General features: G+C 41.4%; 18 protein-coding genes and 1 tRNA gene. 16 read left to right on the top strand and 3 right to left on the bottom strand.

The annotated features are described in order from the left end of the window. The first annotated feature begins 101 nt into the window (after positions 1–101). The 3 genes from GO493_RS27640 (at position 102) to GO493_RS27630 (ending at position 3,613) form a co-directional block, all read left to right on the top strand. Positions 102–836, top strand: a complete 735-nt coding sequence (locus GO493_RS27640) for a hypothetical protein (protein ID WP_157309481.1) — start codon at positions 102–104, stop codon at positions 834–836. A 14-nt stretch (positions 837–850) separates the two neighbouring features. Next, complete coding sequence (locus tag GO493_RS27635; RefSeq protein WP_157309480.1) at positions 851–3,166, top strand: hypothetical protein; 2,316 nt, start codon at positions 851–853, stop codon at positions 3,164–3,166. 81 nt (positions 3,167–3,247) lie between these two features. Continuing rightward, complete coding sequence (locus GO493_RS27630) at positions 3,248–3,613, top strand: SnoaL-like domain-containing protein (protein WP_157309479.1); 366 nt, start codon at positions 3,248–3,250, stop codon at positions 3,611–3,613. Positions 3,614–3,737: 124 nt separating this feature from the next. On the opposite strand, the gene GO493_RS27625 is transcribed toward GO493_RS27630, so the two are convergent. Continuing rightward, entirely contained in the window at positions 3,738–4,091 is a 354-nt protein-coding gene (locus GO493_RS27625) for a winged helix-turn-helix transcriptional regulator (protein WP_157309478.1), read from the bottom strand. A gap of 106 nt (positions 4,092–4,197) precedes the next feature. On the opposite strand from GO493_RS27625, the gene GO493_RS27620 reads away from it, so the two are divergent. Beyond that, positions 4,198–4,953, top strand: coding sequence for an SDR family NAD(P)-dependent oxidoreductase (locus GO493_RS27620; protein ID WP_157309477.1), 756 nt, complete (start codon positions 4,198–4,200; stop codon positions 4,951–4,953). 75 nt (positions 4,954–5,028) lie between these two features. Here the strand turns inward: GO493_RS27620 and GO493_RS27615 are convergent, their stop codons facing one another. Further along, a complete protein-coding gene (locus GO493_RS27615; protein WP_157309476.1) occupies positions 5,029–5,487 on the bottom strand; it encodes a hypothetical protein in 459 nt (152 codons plus the stop codon). Between the two features lie 181 nt (positions 5,488–5,668). On the opposite strand from GO493_RS27615, the gene GO493_RS27610 reads away from it, so the two are divergent. From GO493_RS27610 to GO493_RS27560, 11 genes are all read left to right on the top strand, one after another. Then, a complete protein-coding gene (locus GO493_RS27610) occupies positions 5,669–6,259 on the top strand; it encodes a DUF4202 domain-containing protein (RefSeq protein ID WP_157309475.1) in 591 nt (196 codons plus the stop codon). Positions 6,260–6,626: 367 nt separating this feature from the next. Then, positions 6,627–8,051 (top strand): hypothetical protein, encoded by a 1,425-nt coding sequence (locus GO493_RS27605; RefSeq protein WP_157309474.1) that lies wholly within the window; start codon positions 6,627–6,629, stop codon positions 8,049–8,051. Positions 8,052–8,059: 8 nt separating this feature from the next. After that, positions 8,060–8,398, top strand: coding sequence for a hypothetical protein (locus GO493_RS27600; RefSeq protein ID WP_157309473.1), 339 nt, complete (start codon positions 8,060–8,062; stop codon positions 8,396–8,398). Between the two features lie 12 nt (positions 8,399–8,410). After that, complete coding sequence (locus GO493_RS27595; protein WP_157309472.1) at positions 8,411–10,039, top strand: hypothetical protein; 1,629 nt, start codon at positions 8,411–8,413, stop codon at positions 10,037–10,039. A gap of 7 nt (positions 10,040–10,046) precedes the next feature. Next, positions 10,047–13,859: a hypothetical protein gene (locus GO493_RS27590; RefSeq protein WP_157309471.1), complete on the top strand. Its 3,813-nt coding sequence runs from the start codon at positions 10,047–10,049 to the stop codon at positions 13,857–13,859. A 3-nt stretch (positions 13,860–13,862) separates the two neighbouring features. After that, the gene (locus tag GO493_RS27585; RefSeq protein WP_157309470.1) at positions 13,863–15,056 is read left to right on the top strand and encodes a hypothetical protein; all 1,194 of its coding nucleotides are present in this window, start codon (positions 13,863–13,865) and stop codon (positions 15,054–15,056) included. Positions 15,057–15,059: 3 nt separating this feature from the next. Then, on the top strand, positions 15,060–15,626 hold the full coding sequence (locus tag GO493_RS27580; protein WP_157309469.1) for a TerD family protein: 567 nt from the start codon (positions 15,060–15,062) through the stop codon (positions 15,624–15,626). Positions 15,627–15,633: 7 nt separating this feature from the next. Next, the gene (locus GO493_RS27575; RefSeq protein WP_157309468.1) at positions 15,634–16,287 is read left to right on the top strand and encodes a TerD family protein; all 654 of its coding nucleotides are present in this window, start codon (positions 15,634–15,636) and stop codon (positions 16,285–16,287) included. 10 nt (positions 16,288–16,297) lie between these two features. After that, entirely contained in the window at positions 16,298–16,888 is a 591-nt protein-coding gene (locus GO493_RS27570; protein ID WP_157309467.1) for an OmpA family protein, read from the top strand. A gap of 252 nt (positions 16,889–17,140) precedes the next feature. Further along, a complete protein-coding gene (locus tag GO493_RS27565) occupies positions 17,141–18,091 on the top strand; it encodes a helix-turn-helix domain-containing protein (RefSeq protein WP_157309466.1) in 951 nt (316 codons plus the stop codon). A 79-nt stretch (positions 18,092–18,170) separates the two neighbouring features. Next, the gene (locus GO493_RS27560; RefSeq protein WP_157309465.1) at positions 18,171–18,923 is read left to right on the top strand and encodes an SDR family NAD(P)-dependent oxidoreductase; all 753 of its coding nucleotides are present in this window, start codon (positions 18,171–18,173) and stop codon (positions 18,921–18,923) included. Positions 18,924–19,019: 96 nt separating this feature from the next. Here the strand turns inward: GO493_RS27560 and GO493_RS27555 are convergent. Continuing rightward, positions 19,020–19,093 (bottom strand) — tRNA-Asp (locus tag GO493_RS27555). 154 nt (positions 19,094–19,247) lie between these two features. Here GO493_RS27555 and GO493_RS27550 point away from each other — a divergent pair. Further along, positions 19,248–19,832: an RNA polymerase sigma factor gene (locus GO493_RS27550; RefSeq protein ID WP_157309464.1), complete on the top strand. Its 585-nt coding sequence runs from the start codon at positions 19,248–19,250 to the stop codon at positions 19,830–19,832. Positions 19,833–19,884 lie beyond the last annotated feature (52 nt).

The following is a 19,884-nucleotide window of genomic DNA, read 5'->3' as shown; positions in this document are numbered from 1 at the left end:
ATTTTTAAAATGGAAATATTATTTTCGTCAGTATATTGTAAAAACCGCAAATAATGCCAATCAGGAAATTGAAAACCTATACTCGCTAAATAAATAGAACAATGATTCACGGAAACAACTTAAAAACTGTTCCCTACAAGGACTTAAAAAAAATCCTGCCGGCAGGTAATAAACTGGAAGCGCTGTACGAAAAAGCAAAGGACAAAACCCAGTTTGATGAAAGCCTTTTCCCTGTTCATGAAGGTGATATCGAAACAGAAACCCTCGATCTGAATGATATTTATTGGGACGTTTTCTACAAGTATGTAAATGATAACGAAGACCTGCGTCTTTCTCAACCGGTAGTGTTAGGCAACGTGCATTGCAAAGTTTTAAGTTTTTATCAGGGGCTGATAGCTGGAAATGTAGAAACTAAGAACATGTGGACACGTTACCCTGACAAAACAGAAGGCCTGGCCCAGGTTGCCGGTAACTTAAACGTGGAAGAAGTATTCTTCATAGAAGGCAAAGGCCTTAAGAAAAGCACCTGCCTCACTGTGACTGGAAATACAACCATTCATACGTTGATAAACATGTCTGATGCTGAAATAAAAGCCGGCAAGCTATCTGTACAAAAGGAATTCTCATTTCCCTTCATTTACGCAACAGAAGACAGAGGTAAACATGCCCTCAAAAAAACAGACTGGAGCCGCCATACCCTGGAAGAGCTTACAACATATTTCAACAAAGAATTGCTGGACATGGAGTATAAAGACGCTGGTTCCGGTACAGACAAATTCTTTAATGTAGGGACTCACTTATCAAAGAAATATCACAATTACCTCAATAGAAAATAACAGACCAATCATCTATGTCACAACCCGTAGGCATAATTGCCAAAGTATTTATCAATGAAGATGGCTATAAAAAATACCTCAAAAAAGTAGCCCCGGGAATAGCAAAAGAAATCTTTGAAGAACTGAATGGCGGAGGACAGATCTTTCACATGCTTCGTTATATTAAAAAAGAACAGGCACTGTATGGCTTCTTCTACTTCAATCATGGTAACAGCGCATTCCTTAAAGAAAGCCCCTATAAACAGGTATTACTGGACATAGAACCCTTTCTTGAGGCAGACAGCCATGGCTATTTAACAGCTACGTTGGATAGCCTGAATCTTAGTCAGGATGACTGTGTGTACTCATTAGGTATAAACAACCGGAAATGGGTAGACAGAGATATTCCTGAAAAGGAGTGGAAAGCAATTGTGAAAGAAACATGGCCGAATTTCTTCAAATATGCGGTAGAAGATGAGAATTATTCCCGCGTGCTGCTTTCCGCAAAGAAGATAATGGATAAAACTGTTCAGCGTGCATACATAAAGGTGCAGGAAGAACATCGGGTAAAAAAGCTGAAAGAAGAATATCACCTGGCCACACCGCTAAAGCCAATGTTGGTTTTTGAAAACTATTATTATAATGGCAAAGATTTTTACTATTGTAATGGACCGGCTAAAGAAATAAAGTTCTTCAGTAACATCAACCTGCAGGAGTTGATGAAAGAGCCCTATGGGCTTCATGACAGCCGGCATGTTATTATTGATGATAACTGTATAGAAACAGATCCTGCAAGCTTTAAAATGCTGCATCGCGCATATACCACTTACTACATAGCAAAAGATATGGTATATGACGATAAGCTGAATCCAATGCCGATGGCTGATGCAGCTACTTTCAAACTGAACAGCGAATGGCTGGCCAGCGATAAGAATTATCTGTATCTCAATAAAACTCCCATTTTACAGGAAGATCTGGGCAGCTACACGTTACCCCAAAAGATCGTTTTTTACGATGAAATATTGCTTGCTGGCTCAAAACAGGTATGGTTGGGTAACGAGCAGGTGAAGGAAATAGATGCTACCAGTTTTACAGAAAAGGAACTGAGCGCAAAGGAAGGAAAAATACAGCAGAAAATAGTGGAGAAATGGAAAAATAGCCTCGTAGCGCCGGTTATTAAATATGGAGAAGATAAAGACGGACCATTGGTAATTGTAAGGTTCAATAAATACAAAAACCGTTTTTTTCCGGCACAATCCCTTCAGGGTGTTCCCCTTGGCAAGGCTTTAGTAATACGTAAATCCTCTGAGCAGTTCTTAGACTGGCTAAAGCAATGCGTTGATGAAATTGAAAAGCTGAATGCAGAAGTTTCCTTTTTTTCAATAGAAGGTACATATGATTATGAATCCACCCACCGTTGGTTGGTAACGAACTTAGCTTCCTCTCTTCCGGGGTTTGCCTATAATAATAACTGCTTACGCAATTTCAATAACCACTTATATTTCTGCTGGAAATTGTATGAAGAATCCGGAAGGAAGGATACTTCTTCTTTAGAAAAAGGGTTGGAGTGGTTCAGTCACCTGAAGCCTTATCATTCGCATTATTTAAATCCTTATCTCAATCACCACCTGGCCTGCTTTTATGTGGCATTAGGTAATTACGGGGAAGCCATTAAATATGTAGCCGCTGCCTGGTTTTCGGGATATGAATTATTTAATAAAATAATGGTGGATAACGACCTGCAACCTTTGTTTGACCGCCCGGACTTTATAATGTTGAAAGAAGCCTACGCCAACCTGGGAGCTGTGCCTGGTAAAGGGCGTCGCCCGCGGTGGAAGCCTGATGGAAGCCAGTACCCTTATTTAAACGAACATGTAGTAGCAGTATTGGAACAAATGCCTGCAGAATATGCCACAGGAGTAGACGAAGGAGCCGGCACAGATTACCTGGTAACGCTTGTATGTACTTTTGCCATTTACGAATGGCCGGATGAACAGAAAGAACTGACAGAACAGGAAAAACAACGCCTGGAATTATACCGGCGTTTTAGGCCGTACTTCAACCGGTATATGCAGCAAAATGGTTCTAAAGACTACTATAGTGATAATATTTATGATCACTACATGAACAGCCGCTGGATAAATGCGGAATCTCACCTCGTACGTTTGGAATCCCTGTTTAAAGCTGCACATGGCCAGTATAGCTATCCGGAATTCCTGGATAAGATCATGCCTGTTTTCGAACAGTTAAAAAATGCCATCACCAGGGATAATGAAACACCTGAAGTGATAGAACGGATAAAGCGATCAATAGTATTGCAAATGCTGGAACTGGACGGGAAATTAGGATAATTAACGGTCGCCGGAGGCTACTGACATAGGGTTGTCACTCCTGTACTTCAGATTTGCACATAAATATTAAAAACAGTATTTATGACTACACAGGAAATGGCAAACAAATACTATGAACTGGCATGCCAGAATAATTACATTGAGATACAGAATAAATATTATGCAGACAATGTTATATCTGTGGAACCGGAACACGCTGCCTTAAAAGGTATGCAGATCGTTACAAAAGGAAAATCAGCCGTCATGGCCAAAGGCGAAGCTTTCCGTGAATCAAGGGAAGTACTTCATAGCCAATCCTGTAGTGAACCCCTGGCTACGGGAGATTTCTTCAGTGTTATTCTGAAAAGAGACATTACTTTTAAAAATAGGGGCCGTGTGCAGCTGGAAGAGATTGGCATATTCCAGGTCGTAGATGGGAAGATTATATCAGAACAATTTTTTTATTGATCTGCTACACGCTATTTGGAACAAAGGCTTTTTGTCACCAGGCAAAAAGCCTTTGTTCTGTTTCAGCTTAATCGAAAAGTGGAATACTGCCAACCCGCATTTCTATATAACAGGTCCCATTCCATTACTTCCCGACAATTTCCTTCCGGTGTTGAATTCCCCATTCCGTCAGGTTGTTAATTATGGTCTGTAATGTTTTGCCATGTTCTGTAAGTTCATACTGAACGGTCACAGGCTGTGTGTCTAAAACTATCCGCCTGATCAGTTTATTTATTTCCAGCTCCTTTAATTCTTTACTCAGCATTTTGTTAGATATGCCGGCTACATCATTTAAAATATCGGAAAACCTTCTTTTGCTATAAAAACAAATGGATGAAATGATAGGTATTTTCCATTTTCCATTCAGCACGTCCATTGAATCCTGGACAGCCATCATTTCCTTTTTGTGTTCCTGACTTTCAAATTTAGCGCACTCCATATGTTACTTTGTTACCTCCAGGTTACTGTTACTTTTCGTTACAAAGTTACTAAAGTACATTGAACCTGTCTAACTTTGTTCCTCAATCATCAAATAACGAAAGGAAATGAATAAACTGAAAAACAAAGTAGCAGTAGTTACAGGCGCATCAAAAGGAATAGGCGCATCAATTGCTAAGTATTTCGCAGCAGAAGGGGCAAAGGTTGTAGTCAATTATGCTTCCAGCAGGGAAGGTGCGGACAAAGTCGTAAAAGCCATAACAGATAATGGAGGAACGGCAATTTCAGTACAGGGTGATGTATCGCAGGAATCAGACGTGACAAGGCTGTTTGAAGAAACAAAGAATGCTTTCGGCTCGCTGGATATTTTGGTAAACAATGCCGGCATTTATCAATTCGCCCCGATTGAAGAATTCTCAGCAGATTCTTTTCACCAGCAATTTAACACAAACGTTCTGGGATCTTTACTCACCATCCAGGCATCTTTAAAACTGTTTGGTGACAAAGGTGGTAACATCATTAACATAAGTTCAGAGGCAGGTAAAACCCCTCTTCCGGAGGGGTCAGTATATTCTGCAACTAAAGCGGCCTTGGATGCTATTACTATTGCTTTGTCAAAAGAACTGGGCGCAAAAAACGTTCGTATCAATTCTATTTTACCAGGCATGGTAGAAACAGAAGGCACTCACAGTGCGGGCGTTATAGGCAGCGATGCTGAAGTGAAAATGGTTGCCAATACCCCACTTGGCCGTACCGGCCAGCCGGAAGATATTGCGAAAGTAGCCGTATTTCTTGCTTCCGACGATTCGGCATGGATTACAGGAGAGAAAGTCTCCGTTTCCGGCGGTATTTACGGTTTGTAAAGTACTAAAAAAATATACCCGCGCATTGCGCGGGTGTATTGTAAAAGCAGCTTAATAATTTGTTACAAATACAGTTTAAGCGTTTGTAGATTCTGCCCCTTCTTTTTCTTTTGAAGGAATAGCCCCCCAGATCATCAACCCGATAATCAATAACGCAACTATTTTACCCCCATATCGTGTGTAAAAAGGCAACGTATTAAGTTTTTCTTTCTTTAGCTTTTGTGATGCTAAAATTCCATCCATTTCTTCTTGAGGTATATCATAAAAAGAATCTGTTTTTTCATCAAAACCAACCAGTTTAGGTTCTTCTATGACATATAACGGAAGAATATAAGCGATGTTGAATTCTGTATGAAGTGTCGCCAGGTCAAGAAAATTCCCATCTTTTAATTTAAATTCATCCGTATTAGGTAAGTCATACACTTTCTTTAGTACTTCTCTTTTCCCAAGAGGAATTCTGATCCCTGCAAAAACAGATGTTGAGGAAAACGCAATTAGTAATGCAATAAAAATTGGTCGGGTCATGGAGTTCATGCTGATTTAATTATAATTTTAAGGTTAATAGCTTTTAGACGTATAGTCTAACATGTAATTTCGGGTCAAACATACATTATTTAATTTAAATATTATTAAATATATCAATTTACTTTAATTCAACTCAATTATTGATATTTACAATAACTTGAGCAATGACATTACTAAATCACTGATTTTTATGCCCAAAATGGAACAGGCTTTTCATTTGTTTGATACCTATAACAAACAGGACCCTTCCAGGATAATCTGGGATGGCTATCAGTACCCGTCTGAATATTTTTATGCCATTCAATTGTATGAATGGGTAAAGAAACTTAACCCGGAAGCAAGCGAACCGCTTTTACTTGCTTCGAGGTGCCAGCACATAGGAAGATGGGAAATCAACAGGAAAACTTACCCGGAAGGGAGGGTAGGCTACCTGAAATGGAGAAACGATCTGTCAGGTTTCCACGCTCAGAAAGCAACAGAAATATTGCAATCCGTTGGATATGACGCTGACATCATTACCCGGGTGAAAGAAATTGTATTGAAGAAAAGACTTAAAACGGATGCTGAGGTTCAAACAATGGAGAATGCCCTTTGCCTGGTGTTCCTGACATTTCAGTATGATGATCTTATAAAGAAACATACAGAAGAAAAGATGATTAATATTCTGCAGAAAACATGGGCAAAAATGAGCGCAGAAGGAAGGAAGATGGCCCTGTCTCTTGCTTATAGTAGCGCCGGACAGATGCTCTTGAATAAAGCCCTGAAAGATGCTGACCAATAGCTATTTGCTTGCCGTTTATAAGATAGTTTGCAAAACAACAGATGATAGAAATAAAAACCTTAGAGAACTTTACGAACTTGGACTCGCCCTCTTATTTTCATTAAGACAAATTTTACTCAGGTTAAAATGAAAGGATATTTAAGATAAGCGAAATATTCAATCGTAGGAATGCAAAAAGGGGATTTATCCCCTTTTTGCATTCCTACGATTGTAGCGTTGGAAATTAGTTCTAATTTTCAATTGATATTACAGATCCAATAGTAACTATCCATAACGTATTTCCAGATAGTGCATTTCTGGCACTGGTGCATAACCAGGGCAGCTGAAATACTATTGTTAGGACACTTAGCTTTTAATCCCTGAAAATATGATTATAAATTCCCGACTTTTATATGGCCTCGTAATTTTAATAGGCATCGGAGGGTGTAATAAAAAAATATCCTTTGACCCTTATGGCCCCGGACTGGCAGATAAACTCAATGCCTATAATAATGTTCAGTCGAATGTTAAAAAAGATACCCCTGGATTATTTATCGACTTTTCAGCAGGTATTAATAACGCATTCAGTACGTCTACTGTCAAAAGCTTACTATCAGAATGCTTTAATACAGTACTGACTAACCAGTTTGAGGTATATAAACTGGGTTCTAATGAGGTCACGCCACTACCTGTGACCAATACAACACAGCTGGGACAGGAAATAAGCAACCAGGGAAATTATAAAGATATCTGGGCGCCTATCCAGCAAGCGGTAAATAAAATTACTGATGCCGATAACGATGCACTCCTGATTACAGACTTCGAAGAATGGAATAACAAAACTGAAGTCACAAGTACGGCTTATCTGAAACTTCCTTTTTCAAAATGGCTCACCAAAGGCAATTCAATCCACTTCTTTATAGTAGACTATAAAGAAGGTAATGTAGACAAGCATATTTACTTTACCATCTTCAATAGTACCGGCAATTTGCTATCTAAACTCGCGCCCAGGTTAACACCCTATAGCACAAGATTCGACTTGTCCACACGCGCATATCGCTTATCGACAAATTATACAGATCCTGAATCAGGCGGTATTTACAATGATAAGGATGTCCTGGATCTGAAGAAAGAACAATACATCAAAGGCGAAAATTATGAATTCTATCCACTGGGACTGGACTGGAAAAACATCTCAGAAGTGCATAAAGAAGATGAAAGCACTTTTAACAACATCTTCCGGAATCTTTTCATTGACCTGAGTAATCAGGATAGCTATTCTTTTAACGCATTCGAAGTACAGACCTTCAATGTAACCGAAGATTTTGAAAATTTTGCAAAAGCAGATTTTGCCCTGCATAACCCCCCTGCAATGACCAAAGGAAAAAATGGAGAAAACATAATCTCCGGCGAGGAAAAGGACCCATTGGTCCTGGAATGTTATAATGAAAACGGTACAATAAAAGATGCCTGCACATACCATCCGCAGACGTTAAAACCCCTCTCCAATTACTTCCGCCTCAATCAGGCACTATTTGATAATACCAGGAAAAGTGATAATAAGCATGTAGAATTAGGGATTGCCTTCGCCCCAAAGTTTACGCCCGCAAATGATATATTGTTGAAAATAAATATTGTGTCAACTGGCGCTACCCCTAATACCAACAGCCCCGGCCTCGATAAATTCAAATGGGTAAATGCAAAGGGAACTCCTAACACCGCATTGTATGAATCAGTTAAAAATACCTTGCTGGAACTAAAGCCTGAAAACAAGACCATCTACACCTACTATATCAAAACAAATCAAAATTAACTATAACCATGGAATCAATCACTGCTTACACCGTATCCGTCATTATTACCCTGATCATCCTGTTTATAGCCGCCACCATCGCAAATATCATCAAATTCGAAGGCGGTAGCAAGCCCAAAGATCCCAGAATCAGAAAATTAAGTTTTTGGGTACTATGTTTGATCAATCCCATCCTCATTTTCCTGCTTGGCTTTTTTGTATTCATACCTGATGGAAACAGGATGGAAATAAGCAATTATACCACGGCATTAAGCATAGGCGCTGTAATGGGCGTCTTCTTATACATCTTGCTGGGCTTTATTCTCAGCCGCATTTTCGCAAAAGGTAAGTTAGGTCATTGGTTTTAATCTGTTATTATTATGGATAAATTATTCGTTATCGCCGTCGGTGGTACAGGCATGCGCTGCCTTGAAGCCTTCACTCATCTCAGTGCAATAGGCATGTTTGATAGCAAGGAAATTGAAATCCTTACACTCGATACAGATCAGGCTAATGGCAATAAAGGCCGTGTAGAAAAACTGATCCAGCTATACAACCGGATTAAAGCCGGAGGTACGCCAAATGCAAATACATTCTTCTCTTCAAAATTAAACCTCTATAGGTTTTACACCAACTACTCCGGCCAGGGCAGAGAAAACTATAAGAATATTACCAGATTGAATTCAGGCACGCCTGAACAACAAAAGGGGAATAAACTGATCTCAGATCTGTTTTTAGATAATGAGTCGGTACAGGAATTCGATCTGTCTCACGGCTACCGGGCTCAGACTCACCTGGGATCTATGCTCATGTATCATGGCATGATTGAAGCGGCGAGAAACATCGTAAGAGGCACAGATATAAAAGTACAGGAGCGGGAACTGGATGAATTTGTTACTAAACTGGAACTCGCCGGACAGGATGCAAGGGTCTTTATTTTCGGCTCCATCTTTGGCGGTACCGGCGCATCTTCTATTCCTATTATTCCAAAGGCCTTGCAGGATTTTATTAAGATCAGGTCAAAAGGAGCTTCCAGCATAGACTTCTCCAAAGCTAAATTCGGTTCAACGCTTCTCACTGAATATTTTACTTTCAAAAAGCCTAACGATAAGCAGAAAGCCAGCAAAGAAAACAGCGTTATTGCAGATGCCTCTTATTTCCCATTGAATAGCCAGGCCGCTTTACAGTTTTATCAAAGCGATCCCACCGTACAACGATGCTATAAAATGCTGTATCATATAGGCTGGCCAATAGAAAGTAAACCTGTAGATAATGCAACAGGCAATAACCAGACTATTACTGGAGGCGCTACCCAGGAAAATGCTGCTCATATTACAGAACTACTGGCCGCCTGTTCAGCGTACGATTTCTTTACCAGGACCACCGGACTGGATATAGATAAAACTGAATACGTATATAAGGCTGTTGACTTTAGTAATAGTGCCTTTAGTTTCTCTATTCATGACTTTGTAGGCAATACAAATAAAGCCGGAGAAAGATTTGCCAATAAGATCGGCGCCTTCTTTTCCCTTGCGCATATTTCTCTCACCGTAAATAATGCAGCGAATGGGGATGACGGTATTAAAGGGTTTATTACCAGGTGCCAGGAACAAAAGATTGCCCAATATAACACTATCACCGATGCCGAATGTGACGAAATCAATAACTACTTCAAAGCATTCGCCTACACATTCGAAAACACCCGGTTCACACCAGGCTGGCTTTACCAGGTAAGAAGCACGGTAGCCCCGGGTACTTTCATCTTCGATAGCAAAGCATTCCCTGATAACCTCTCAGAACTCAGGAAACTGGATGTAGGCAGCATCTTCCTGGATGAAAAAAATCATTGGCCCAAAGGCGGAATACTCACTAACAGATATGACTCTTTTGTTAAAAAACTGATCAATCTGGGACCGGAAGAAGATCAACAGGTCAATACCACAAAGGAGAAGTTCTTGGCCCATATCTATAATGCAATTACTCATTCCCAGGGCTTCCATTTAATCTGAAACTACAATGAGCAATAAAATAAAAGCCTTAACTATCAAGGTACACCCCAAAACAGAATTACAGGGCGTACAATTTGCCTGGGACAAAATTCCTCAGCTGGAAGTCTTTACCAGGAATATTATCATCCCTGAAATAGCAGTAGAACAGGATGGTGGTGCCGCTGTAAATATTGGTACCCTTGTATCCGGTATCCCTACCGTATTTGCCAGAGCTACACTCTTCGAAAATGCCTTGAACAATATCATTGATAAAGATGCTGAGGCTTCAGGACTCATGCTGTTTTATAAATCCCTGGTCAGTGAATGGAAAGGATTTATCAGTTGTCTCGCACTAAACTATAAAGATATTGAAGTGAACAGGGTGCCACTGGTTTATTCAGATGGAAAGAAATTGAATGATACAGAGAATATCTATGAACCTACCGGCGCCTTCGGCAATGCATTGTTTGAAAGACAGCCTCTTTGGTGTGACCAATCACTGGCAGACAATGCAGAGAAAGTCCCTTTTATAGATGTGATCTCTTTCAAAGGAAATGTAGTGGGTGGCACATCTCCTGACTGCTTTCTATTTACTTCTGTCTCTTATAATATTAAAGGAAAGTATCCTTTTATCAATATTCAAAGTGGCCGTTTTGTCGACCCTTTAAAATCTGACCTCAGACCAGAGGAACTTAAAATAATCTATGGATATGCCAGGCACATTCTGGAAAATATTCAGCAATTCAAACAGCATTTCAGTAATCTGCCCGCTGATCTGAGGCCCTCCTATGAAAATATCAGTGCCTGCCTGCAGGATTGGATAAAGGATATGGTGAAATACCAGGAACAAAGGAACTTTGCCAGACTGGATAACCACAATCCTCCGGAGGTTGGATCACTGTTTACACCTCCTTTCAGTAAGCTGTTCAATTATTCCACCCTATTATTCGGATCTGAAGGCATCATCACGCAGGAGGCCAGTTCAGAGTTCAGTATCCCATTTGATCCCAAAGACCTTCTGCTGAATGATTCTACCGAAATTGCCCAGATCGACTTTGGCAAAGAAGGGGCTGAAACAAAGCACTTTTTAACCAATAAACCAATACTGTTATTAGCCGCTGAAACGAAAGGACAACCCGATAGTTACGCTTACTTTGCCTTGCCATTAACACCGCTGGCGTTGAATGTATTTGGAGCTAATCTGGATGCATTGACAGGGCTTTCGCCAACTTCAAATGTGAAATCACGTATTACGGCGCTGTATGACCCCAATGACAAGGATGGAGAGAAATTGATTATACACCTGAAACTGTTTACCGATACAGGCAATGAAATTATCAAGCAGGTCGTATATAAAGTAACACAGGAGTCTATCATGGGCAAGGATATACTCCTATGGCCCAATTACATTTCAAAACAATGGAACAGGTATTTCTTATTTTCTGAAATACCGCACAATGATGCAAAATTCCAGGCCACACCTTTTATTGGAAATGTAAATGATGACTTCTTCCGCATAGCCCTGGATGAAAAAGGATTGCCATTGTACCTGGCAGAAAAAGGTCGTGCATTATCCATACCTGGTATAAAGGTACAGTTGCATGTAGCATCAAACAATGCAGTGGCTGACAATAAGTATAAGTACGAGATCTATGAAAGCAATCAGCCTTTCAAAGGCATTAAATTCTCGCATGCCGGGGTAGATTGTGGTTTTGGTATTATACGGTACAAGTCATTTGGTAATGATCCCGCCTTCCCCTGGAATATGCTGAATACGACCAGAACTCTGTCTCCGGCATTCCTCGGCGTCGATTTTGGAAGCACGAACTCTTCCATTGCTTACTACTCTGATAGTGACAAGATGATCAGGGAAGATCTGAAACTGACTAACAAACGGATATCATTGTTGTCCACCGATTTGAAAAATAATGATGAACGCCCCGCAGTGGAAGACGAAATATTCTTCTTTCAGAATGATGAAATACTTTCCAATTCAATAAAGTCTGTACTCACCGTTCACGACCCCAGAAGGATCGTCAATGAAAAAAGCGGCCAGTCTGATTTTCTCCTGGCACAAGCCGTCAAAGGAGGATTCCCTTGTTTTGAAAAGAATCTCCCCATCGATAGTGCATTGGATAACCGGTATTTCCTGGCCTATAACAGGGTGGGAAAAGCCGAGCTGGTGTACAATATGAAATGGTCTACACAACGTATTGATAAAAGCTATAAAACTGCTTACCTGAGCACATTGATGCTGCATGTATATGCACAGCTCTTTGTGGAAAACCATGAGCCGCATACGCTGAAATGGTCCTACCCGTCCTCCATGGGAAAAGATCTGTTAAGTGAATACAGAGCTATTTGGGATTCTTTGGTAGATATTAGCCCCATCAACAATGGCGTCACGCTGAAAACGTATCCTCCATCTGATTTGTCTGATATCGGTGATGTGCAGGGGAGTACCTGGAGTGGGGACAGTCATACAGCTTCCGGCTGGGGAATAGCCGATGAGAATGGCTGGGGGAGTGAAGTAGATACCCGGAAGAAGGAGATTGTAGAGATTCCTTTTGATACAGAACCTATCCGTTTCGACTTCAGACAATTGGGGAATAAGGAATCCTTATCCGAAGCATGTGCGGTAGCAAATTATCTCGTCAGGCCTAATGGCGGTTATTCCCTGAACCCGGGAGAATTAGTCCTCTGCTTCGATATAGGAGGTAGTACCACCGATATCACGGCACTTTGCCAGATGTCTGGCGGGAAGGCCATGATCAAACAAAACTCTATCCGTTTTGCTGCTGAGCGAATGGCCCATGCTACCCGCTATTCGCCCAACTTCAGGACCGTGTTACTGAAAATGTGTGAAAGAAAAGGGATTTCCATACAGGGACTGAATAAGGGAGAGAACAAATTCTCTGAAAACACCGCTCCCTATTATTTCGAACAGGTATTAGACCGGTTGGAGCACACAGACTTCAATACTTTTTACCTGCTCATTGCTGCTGAATGTAAGGAGATGATGAGTGTGAACCTGTATATCACCGGATTGATCATGTTCTATGCCGGTCAGCTGGTACATAAGTTACGTACTGAAATTCTCCGTTCTGAGGATGCTCCTCCTGCTGTAAAGAATACACCGCCTAAAATCAGGATTGCTTTTGCCGGTAAAGGCGCCCGCATATTTGACTGGTTCAATGCCGTAGATGCTTCTGCCGCCAATACTTATTATACCCAGATGTTTATCAGGGGCATCGGCGGCGAAGCGGTAGCCAGAAAGACAATCATGCCTTTCAATCAAAGTCCGCTGAAAATAATAGATATCAATTCTCAGAAAGGAGACAACCATACAGATGTGAAATATGAAGTGTCCAAGGGATTAGCTATTCCTACTGACATTACGAAGATACTTGTACCTACCAATAAACAGGCGATCGAGATATTGGGCGAAGATCATTTCTGTATCGTCATGCCTGATGGAGAATTCAAATACCTCGAATCTACGAATTCCATCACCCCTGAAATGCTAGAGCACATTGGAGATTATTTCATCAATTACCCGCCGCAGGGTAGCCAGCCTTGCCCCCGGTTCATGGACTTTGCAGATCTGTTTTATAAGGTAGCCTCTTCCATGTTCGGACTTAAAATGAGCTCGGCCGATTTTATGGCTGGATTCCATGATATGAATATAGAAAACTACATCAAAGGTATACCAGAGTTTATCGAAGCGAAGAAACGTAAGCTCGACGAGCAAAAGAAATTTGATTATGTAGCACCTGTCATCATCCTGGAAGGAATGAAGTTCTTTGAAAAACATCTGTTAAAAGGAATAAAAATCCAGTAAGTCATGACCTTTCGCGTGCTAGTGAAGATCTCCAAACGTTTAGTCTCTTTCTGGTACCAGACTAACAGTAATGCATATGCACCTTTGATTATAAAGGATAGCAATGAGGTGCAACTGTATTTCTACGTGAATGGAAATGATTTCATATTTGGAAATGCCGCCAGGGACTTGTTCAACCAGCATCATCCTAATGCATATGGTAACTATTTTGAGATCATAAAGGATCCTGCAAAGCATTTCACTATTTATGGCAACAAAAAACCTGTAAAGCAACTGTTTTATTACGGAATTGAGCAGTGTCTCTCATTCTTTATCAATACAGTATTATATAAAAGTGATTCAATAGAATCTTATCGTCAGCACTTTGCACTCCATTTTTTATTCGATGTGGATATAGAAGACAAAGAAAAGACGCTCATAGAAAGTCTGTTTATAGATGCCGGATACTTCAATACCAGCAGAGTGAATTATGATGCAGCACTGTTTGAAGTATTAGTGAAACACATTGTCATTAACCCCCACAATAATAATGTGCTGTTGCTGAATGGACTGAATGGAACATTGTACTTTAAGCTGTTTGATAATTTCCGGCAGGCGCCGGTGAATACGTTATCGATGAATGGTCAGGGTGCAGATCCCAGGGTTAAGCTGCTTGCCGAAATGATCATTGAATATATCATCACGCAACAACCATTTCTTTCGGTTGATTTGGAGAAAGAAACAGGCGCGATATTACCCTTCTGTACAGAGAAGCTCAATCACCTTACGCCCCTTATACAAGGAGAAGTTGAATTAACGGATGGCAATAAATATTGGTTTGTAGTCAAAGAACGTAGTCTGAACGAACGGTTACAGTACTATTCAAATGATCAGGCAATATATACCAGCATCAATGATTTGTTGGCAGGGAATAAATTGAATGTAGATAATACGGTTATCTTATTGGTGGGAGAAGAGATCAGTACGGCTTATTTTTTAAATAAGTTGTTGAAAAGATATCCTCATGTGAAAATAGTAGAACCTGTATGGCTGAAAGATACTATGGAATTGATTTTTTTCGGACTGGCAAGGAAGATTTCTACGCCACCGCCACCATTACCTTCAGTAAAGCCGGCACTGCCGCCCATTAACAGGCTCCCCGTTACAGATGTGAGAACGCCTCCTTTACCACCTCCTTTACCACCTTCAAAAAAGTAAATTATGGCAATTCATTTAGAAAAAAAGAAACCTGTTTCCCTGGAGAAGACCACACCCGGGCTTAAGAAAATCGTAGCAGGGCTTGGATGGGATATAGCAAATGTAAATGGCCACGACGTAGACCTGGATCTCTCTGTCTTTATGATGGGACCAAATGGCAAATTACCGGACGATGCTTTTTTTGTCTTCTATAATAACGATACCAGCCCTGACGGCGCTGCCCACTATCCAGGTGATAGCCGTGATGGATCAGGAGAAGGAGATGATGAGATCATCTCGGTTGATCTCAGTAAAATAGATCGCAGGATTGAGTTCCTGTACTTTGCCGTGACCATCGATCAGGCAGAAGCTCGTGGACATCATTTTGGTTATGTTAGGAATGCCTATATCAATATCCGCAATTCAGCTGATAATACTCTGCTATGCCAATACAGGCTCAATGAAGAATTCAAAAATGAAGACTCCCTGATCATTGCAACCCTCACCAGGAATAATGGGCAGTGGAACATTGAGGCTGTAGGACAGGCATTTTCGGGAGGACTGAATACACTGGTTGAAATGTATCAATAATCATCATATGGCTAGTTTTAATTTAACCAAGGGAGAAAGATTCTCCCTGTCAAAAGCTGCTCCCGGACTTACTGTTGTGAGAGTAGGTATGGGATGGGATCCTAATGATCAGGTGGGAGGACCTGACTTCGATCTTGACGTATCCGCATTTGCATTGAATGGCAATTTTAAGATTCCTTCTGACTCCTATTTTGTTTTTTATGGACAGGTACAGATGGGGAATTGTATTGAAGACCGTAAAGAAAAGGGATTGTTCAGACCTGTTACTAAGGATGGGGCTATCATAGGGGCTATAGACGATCCTGATGGCAGAAGAAGTGATGGAGACGATGATGAAGACATGTTCATCGATCTTTCTAAAATCAAGCCTGATATAGAGCAGATCATTGTTTGCTGTACAATTTGCAAATATCCCCATGATAATAAAAAGGACAAGCGCACGCTAAATCTGAATTTTGACCAGGTAGAAGATTGTTATATCAGGATAGTGAACGAAAGTACCGGTGAAGAGATTTTGCGATATGATCTCAGGGATAAATACACGAAAGAAGATGCGGTTGAGTTTGGGCGCTTGTTCCGCGTGGGGAATTCCTGGGAGTTTGAGGCCATGGGCCGGGCGCATACAGGTAGTTTACAGACATTGGTTGATATGTACACTTAAAAAATTTCATATGGCATTTAATCTTAGTAAAAATAATGATCCTGTTCCGGAGAAGAAGAGTAATGCCTGGATGGCGGTGATCTTGGTGGTGGCAGTTGTTGGTGGGGCCGTCTGGTATTTTATACCAAAGAAAGAAACAGCCGCTGTTGAGGCAGAGATAGCTGCACCGCCTCCGCTCTCTGCTACTGCTCCGGAAGCTGATACTACTATTGCGGCTTCTGCTTCTGCGGCTTCAGGCCCTGCTTCGGCATCTGCTGATACTACTCTTACGGCTTCTCCGGCCTCTGCCCCGGGCCGTATCGCAGCCTCCTTCAATAAAGGAACTACTACGCCTGTTGCTATTTCTGACGAAATAGTAAATGAGATAAAACAAGGGCATAAAATTACCATCTATGGCTATGCCAGCAGTGAAGGAGATCTGTCCGTGAACCTGAAACTGGCAGCTGAAAGAGCGGCGTCTTTTAAAAAATACCTTATCTCCAGAGGTATAGATGACGAAATGATCACTGCCATTGGTAAAGGCATTGACAACCCCATCGCTACAAATGACACTGAACCGGGTCGCGCACAGAATCGTCGTGTAGAAGTGCATATTGAATAGCTTAAAAAAATATAATAAACATATCACAGGATTTGATCTTGCTCTGGAATGATATTATTCATCATCCCGGTACCAGTATCGCTATTATCTGTAACCTGCACAGTTTTATTACGCTTTCTCAGGCACTTATCGAAATTACATCCATATTCAAATTTAAAGTTGACATAGCTATATTGAAATAAATTCTACACACAGAGATCAAAACCGCTGGTCAAAAAATTTTTCTAAATTTGATTTATACATATACGTGCTATGAACAGTCTATCATTCAATGATCTTGACAGGCGCTTCGCTTCAGGCTCCCCCCTGGAGCTAAATGCCTTGTTACCAGCCGGTATTCAGGATGAGATCGGTCATTTCAATGTCTTCAATATCTCGAAGATCCGGCAAACCGTTCAGGATATGCCGACCCAACCTTATCAATGCCGTACCTTTTATAAAATCAGTCTGTTAGTCGGCCATTCAAAAATCGGTTACCCTGATGGCATTAAAAACCTTTCGCAGCCAACATTGATATTTACGACGCCCAAAAACCCTATAACCTGGTTGCCAATGGAAAGACAGTCGGGCATGTGTTGTGTGTTCACCCCGGAGTTCCTTCATCCAACCAGGAGCGGTGCAGTGCTGGACGAACTACCGATCTATAAATCACCTGAACATCCCTTGTTCCCGCTGGAGAAGGGAGACGTGAAAATTGTAAAGAACATCTATGAAAAGATGCATACTGCCATCGCCTCCACTTATGCTTACAAATATGATCTGCTGCGAACTTACACACTTGAGCTCATCCATTTCGGACAACAGTTGCAGTCAACAATAATGTCTCATCCCAATCACAGCAATTTTGCGCGCGCAACGTCCCTGTTTATTGAGCTGCTGGAGAGGCAGTTTCCGCTGGACAATCCTCATCAGCAAATCAGGTTGCGAACTGCGGGAGACTATGCTAAAGAGCTCTCTATACATGTCAATCACCTGAATAAAATATTAAAAGAAACCACTGGCCTGACAACATCTGCATTGATAGCCGGCAGGATACTGAAGGAAGCACAGATCTTATTACGTCAAACAAACTGGACTATCACCGAAATTGCTGCTAGCCTTGGATTTTCAGACTTTGCGCATTTCGCAAAGTTCTTTAAGAATGAAACCTCTATTCCTCCGGGTACTTATCGCTCCCAGGCAAAAAGTTTGAATTATACATAAAATGGATTGCTGATGACATAGTTCCCATATGGCATTTGCCGCAACTTTGTACTGTCTTTTAATCAAAACAGTACAACAAATGAGCACATCAAAAATTGCGTTAATAACAGGAGGAGGAAGAGGTATCGGTCAGAATATTGCACTAAGCCTGGCAAAGAAAGGCAACGATATCGTTATCACTTATATTAACAACAAGGCAAATGCGGAAGAAACGATAGCCGCTATTCATACGCTGGGCCGTAAGGCAGTAGCCCTGCCACTCAATACTACAGACGTTAAAAGCTTCGAAGCCTTTGCAGTACAGCTAAGTAATGCATTGGACACTACATTTGGAAGGACTCGCTTTGACTTTCTCATAAATAACGCCGGTACCGGTTATACTGCGCCCATTGAGGCAACCACTGAAAGCAAATTTGATGAGATGATGAACATCCATCTGAAAGGCGTTTACTTCCTCACTCAGAAAATGTTACCCCTACTGCAGGATGGTGGAAAAATTGTAAACATTTCATCTGCTGTATCAAGAATTTCCTACCCGGGTGCTTCAGCTTACGGAATTATGAAGGGTGGCATGGATGTATATACCAGGTATCTCGCTGCTGAACTTGGGTCAAGGGGCATCACAGCAAATGTGGTGGCGCCGGGAGCTATCTTTGGCGGTTCTGCTATGGAGGACAGTCCTGAAATGCGCAAATTTGTAGAAGGTATCACCGCGCTGGGGCGTGTCGGTCTTCCTGATGACGTGGGTGGTGTAGTGTCCTTCCTTTGCAGTGATGATGCCAAATGGGTGAATGGACAGCGGATCGAGGTAACCGGTGGCGTAGGGCTGTAATTGTATTTAATCCAAGACCACGCATCGCCGCTCGGCTCAACAACAATCAGCAACAAAAAAGCCTTCAGAATACATCTGAAGGCTTTTAATTTTTTGCGGACCAGACGGGACTCGAACCCGCGACCTCCGCCGTGACAGGGCGGCATTCTAACCAACTGAACTACTGATCCTTACCTTTCCCTCAGAGCAGTCATCCCGCTCATCGGGGGTGCAAATATATAAATATTTATTTCATTCAGACAAATAATTCTGAAAAAGATAGAGGTACAATCAGATTTCTTAGTTTTACAACTTTAGGGGGTTCCCAGTAATGACAAATTTCACATGGATCGTATACCATCCGAGGATGAGATACTGTTGAGGATGATGCAGGGAGATGAGTCTGCGTTCACTACAATCTACCGGCACTATCACGCCTCACTTTACATTTATCTTTTGCGTTTCTGCAAGATACCTTCGCTTGCGGAAGATCTGGTGCATGACGTATTTCTGAAAGTATGGGAGATCAGGGAACGTATCAATCCACAGCTGTCTTTCAGCGGTTATCTCTACAGGATAGCCCGTAATCATGTTATAAAGACTATTAATAAGCTGGCAACAGACCAGCAGCTAAGAGAACAGGTATTTAAACTGCTGGATACGGCTGATGGACCGGAACAGATGGTAAGGACCAAAGAATATGAGCAACTGTTCAAAGAAGCGCTGGACAAGATGCCCCGGCAGCGGCTGAAGGTATTTCAGCTATGCCGCCAGGAAGGAAAGAGTTATGATGAAGTAGCGCTGGAGCTGGGTATTTCCCGGAATGCTGTCAAAAAACATATGGTCCTGGGTATGCGCTTTATCTACGATTATGTACATCGCCATGGAGATATTCTCCTGGCCGTTTATATCGCTCAAAAAATATTTTAGAAGAGAGGTACCCTCGAAGCTCATTTCGGGATATTATATACAGGTACCCGGC

Origin of the sequence: Chitinophaga tropicalis, from assembly GCF_009758205.1 — a bacterium.
GTDB lineage: Bacteria > Bacteroidota > Bacteroidia > Chitinophagales > Chitinophagaceae > Chitinophaga > Chitinophaga tropicalis.
Note: the sequence above shows the minus strand (reverse complement) of the source record. Positions and strands in the feature narration are given on the sequence as shown.

What these genes read in the sequence shown, in the direction of transcription:
- GO493_RS27615 (WP_157309476.1), bottom strand. Translation starts at nt 5,487, where the DNA reads ATGAACTCCATGACCCGACCAATTTTTATTGCATTACTAATTGCGTTT.
- GO493_RS27625 (WP_157309478.1), bottom strand. Translation starts at nt 4,091, where the DNA reads ATGGAGTGCGCTAAATTTGAAAGTCAGGAACACAAAAAGGAAATGATG.
- GO493_RS27565 (WP_157309466.1), top strand. Translation starts at nt 17,141, where the DNA reads ATGAACAGTCTATCATTCAATGATCTTGACAGGCGCTTCGCTTCAGGC.
- GO493_RS27640 (WP_157309481.1), top strand. Translation starts at nt 102, where the DNA reads ATGATTCACGGAAACAACTTAAAAACTGTTCCCTACAAGGACTTAAAA.
- GO493_RS27570 (WP_157309467.1), top strand. Translation starts at nt 16,298, where the DNA reads ATGGCATTTAATCTTAGTAAAAATAATGATCCTGTTCCGGAGAAGAAG.
- GO493_RS27620 (WP_157309477.1), top strand. Translation starts at nt 4,198, where the DNA reads ATGAATAAACTGAAAAACAAAGTAGCAGTAGTTACAGGCGCATCAAAA.
- GO493_RS27590 (WP_157309471.1), top strand. Translation starts at nt 10,047, where the DNA reads ATGAGCAATAAAATAAAAGCCTTAACTATCAAGGTACACCCCAAAACA.
- GO493_RS27595 (WP_157309472.1), top strand. Translation starts at nt 8,411, where the DNA reads ATGGATAAATTATTCGTTATCGCCGTCGGTGGTACAGGCATGCGCTGC.
- GO493_RS27600 (WP_157309473.1), top strand. Translation starts at nt 8,060, where the DNA reads ATGGAATCAATCACTGCTTACACCGTATCCGTCATTATTACCCTGATC.
- GO493_RS27635 (WP_157309480.1), top strand. Translation starts at nt 851, where the DNA reads ATGTCACAACCCGTAGGCATAATTGCCAAAGTATTTATCAATGAAGAT.
- GO493_RS27630 (WP_157309479.1), top strand. Translation starts at nt 3,248, where the DNA reads ATGACTACACAGGAAATGGCAAACAAATACTATGAACTGGCATGCCAG.
- GO493_RS27610 (WP_157309475.1), top strand. Translation starts at nt 5,669, where the DNA reads ATGCCCAAAATGGAACAGGCTTTTCATTTGTTTGATACCTATAACAAA.
- GO493_RS27605 (WP_157309474.1), top strand. Translation starts at nt 6,627, where the DNA reads ATGATTATAAATTCCCGACTTTTATATGGCCTCGTAATTTTAATAGGC.
- GO493_RS27580 (WP_157309469.1), top strand. Translation starts at nt 15,060, where the DNA reads ATGGCAATTCATTTAGAAAAAAAGAAACCTGTTTCCCTGGAGAAGACC.
- GO493_RS27585 (WP_157309470.1), top strand. Translation starts at nt 13,863, where the DNA reads ATGACCTTTCGCGTGCTAGTGAAGATCTCCAAACGTTTAGTCTCTTTC.
- GO493_RS27550 (WP_157309464.1), top strand. Translation starts at nt 19,248, where the DNA reads ATGGATCGTATACCATCCGAGGATGAGATACTGTTGAGGATGATGCAG.
- GO493_RS27575 (WP_157309468.1), top strand. Translation starts at nt 15,634, where the DNA reads ATGGCTAGTTTTAATTTAACCAAGGGAGAAAGATTCTCCCTGTCAAAA.
- GO493_RS27560 (WP_157309465.1), top strand. Translation starts at nt 18,171, where the DNA reads ATGAGCACATCAAAAATTGCGTTAATAACAGGAGGAGGAAGAGGTATC.